Below are 2,682 nucleotides of genomic sequence, written 5' to 3'. Positions count from 1 at the left end.
ATAGCGCTGCGAAGCTCTCGCTCGATCTGGATGCGCCGGTCGACATGCATGTCCATTTCTGGTTCGAAAAAGCGAACACACGACCTGCCATCCCCTTGCGCGCGATAAAGTGCACGTTCTGCGCGCCTGACCAATTCGTGGAGATTGATGCCGTCAATCGGGGCGATGGCGATGCCAATTCCAACCCCAAGCTCGGCTGCCCCCGTCTTGGTCGCGAAAGTTTCGGTTGCGGACGCCACAATACGGCGCGCCAGATTGGTGGGAACCTCAAGGGAGCTAATGTCTGGTAGGACAATCCCGAATTCGTCGCCTCCAATCCTCGCCAGGACGCCATCCTCGCGCAAGATGTCTGCGACCCTGTTGGCAAGTTCGCATAGCGCCCTGTCCTCGGCTGCGTGGCCACGCGTGTCCTTAATCCTCTTGAAGCCATCAAGACCAAGCAGCAGAACGGCCACCTGGTGCCTGTCGCGGGCGAGGCCAAGGCACGCATCCAGCTTTTCATCAAACAGGCGACGGTTTGGCAGGCCGGTCAATGGATCGTGCCGCACTAGGTCGCGCGCTTCTCGTTCCGCAATGGCTCGCGCTTTGGTTTCGCGGACGAGATCTCGATAGCGGCGGACACTAAAAATTGTCAGCGCAACGCACAGGAAGAACGCGACGAATATGATGAATACGATGTCGTCGAGTGCCGAATCCGCATAGCCCCGCCCCAGCTGAAACAAAAAAGGGCCAACCTCATAGACATGAACCAAAATCGAGGCGAGAACGACGCCCCCAAAGAGAGCAACGAAATCCCTTGTGGCAGAACTACGCCAATCGAACCAATCGGCGTGCAATACGCGTGATCGTGGAGTTGACAAACTCATCACAGTCGAACCTTCGCTGAGGCTGAGTTTCTTATAAGTAGCATAGATGTTAGCTGAACACCAGATGTTGTGTGCCGATCGCTGAAGTTCGAGTAACGCTTCGCAAGCCGCGACGGTAAAAGCGCCTTGCCTTCGGATCGCGATAGTCCTCCCCGGCAAGAGTGTTTTCGATCGACCCGGCAAGTTCGCCCATAGCTAACGCGGTCGAAGCCACCATTTACGCTCTCAAGATGCCGCTTCAAGACTTTGAGGGCTCTGGGCCGCACGCGTCGCAAGGGGAACGGATGGCCCCCGAGAATGGTCCGGTTTAGCCGCGCTCCTGCAGCCGGCGAGCCACCGAGAAGGCGCCTGCATCCGCTTATCCGCGTAGGCGCGGCTTAGACGACCTTCGAGCAGCTGCATGTTCCTGTTTTGAACAACGAAGAATGCGACGCGCCCGTTCGAGCAGCTTTAGCGAACCTTGCCGACTGCGAAGCCATTGTCCTGCTTGCGACATTGATCGATAAAGTGGCTCGCAGACCGCGTACAGCAAGACGCGATCTACGTTTTGTTCGCAGCCACGATGGCCCGAGGGCAGCCCCAGTGTCGCGACCCAGGAACCTTTCTCGGTATCGCGATGGTCGACGAACAAGCTGCCGGTGTCGTGGACGAGAAGCTTAGAAGTCGGCCACCGCCAGCTCGCTAAAACTAAGCTCGGGTGCGACATCCGCGACCAGTCCGCTAGGGTCTTGTCACAGTGGCTCCGATCCGGACCTTGACGGCGTCGACTTGTCGACCTCCGTCGCTTCGCCTCGCCCAAAGGGGCGGCCTGCGATCGCGACAAGGATCGGCAGAATCGGAAAGGCCATCTTGCCTACGCTGTCGACATCGATCGTCGACATGAAGATCTCACGCGTCCCGCCAACGCAGAAGTCTGAACGCGCGACGGAACGAAAGCTGTTGAACAACGCCGTACCAATCAACGACATGGCAATTCCCGGCAAGCGGCCTACGCGACAATCACACGATTGCGGCCTTCATATTTTGCACGATAGAGCCGCTGATCGGCGACGTTCAGGAATCCGTCAAGCGTGTCTCCATCGCGCCCGAACTCCGATACCCCAACACTGATGGTGACATTGACAGACGGTTGGGCTCCGACATCGAACGCAGCGCTTCCGATGGCCGATCGAAGGCGCTCGGCTACCGCGCAAGCCGCGTCGAGCGTCGCTCCCGGCAGCAGCACCATAAATTCTTCACCGCCCACGCGCGCGACAGAGTCGTAAGGGCGGATCGCCTCCAGACACTTTCGCACGAATGCGCGGAGGACTTCATCGCCGACACTGTGACCGCGTGAGTCATTGATGTACTTGAAATGATCGAGGTCGATTGACAGCAGAGATAATGGAGCACCGCTTCGTTTGGCCCGCGCGATCTCGCCGCCGATATGCTCGATGAAGTGGCGCCGATTTCCGGCACCGGTTAGTGGGTCAGTGGCGGCAAGGCGTTCCAACCTTTGATTGCTCAGTTGCAGTTGCTGTAGCGCCCTTTGGGTCTCGGCCATCGATTCGGCCAGGCGGGCCGTCATTTCTTCCTGGCTATAGATGGTCGAGAATGATTGCGTCGTTCGGAAAGCCTGGACAACACCATAGCTGAGTAGAAAGAACCCGCCAGCAAAGATCGCGTGAGCGAGCCACCACATATGGTTCCAGGGCGCCGCCAGAATGAATGCGAGCGACGATAGCGCAAACCACGCGACCGAAATGCCGAAAATAAGCATGAGCGGCGAGTGAATCCGCCGCATCAGCATGGCCGCGACGTTCAGCGCGCTGAACAC

At 58.4% G+C, this 2,682-nt stretch carries 3 protein-coding genes; all 3 read right to left on the bottom strand.

Annotated elements, in window-relative coordinates; translation table 11 throughout:
- Positions 1-836: GGDEF domain-containing protein (locus CQ12_RS08360; protein WP_245309805.1), on the bottom strand; the 836-nt coding region annotated here is incomplete at its 3' end.
- Positions 837-1,597: 761 nt separating this feature from the next.
- Positions 1,598-1,834, bottom strand: a complete 237-nt coding sequence (locus CQ12_RS08355) for a hypothetical protein (RefSeq protein ID WP_057834839.1) — start codon at positions 1,832-1,834, stop codon at positions 1,598-1,600.
- A 20-nt stretch (positions 1,835-1,854) separates the two neighbouring features.
- A partial coding sequence (locus CQ12_RS08350) for a GGDEF domain-containing protein (RefSeq protein WP_157088072.1) occupies positions 1,855-2,682 on the bottom strand: 828 nt, incomplete at its 5' end.

It is taken from the genome of Bradyrhizobium jicamae (assembly GCF_001440395.1).
GTDB classification, from domain to species: Bacteria; Pseudomonadota; Alphaproteobacteria; order Rhizobiales; family Xanthobacteraceae; genus Bradyrhizobium; species Bradyrhizobium jicamae.
This window is presented reverse-complemented; position numbering and strand designations above follow the sequence as displayed.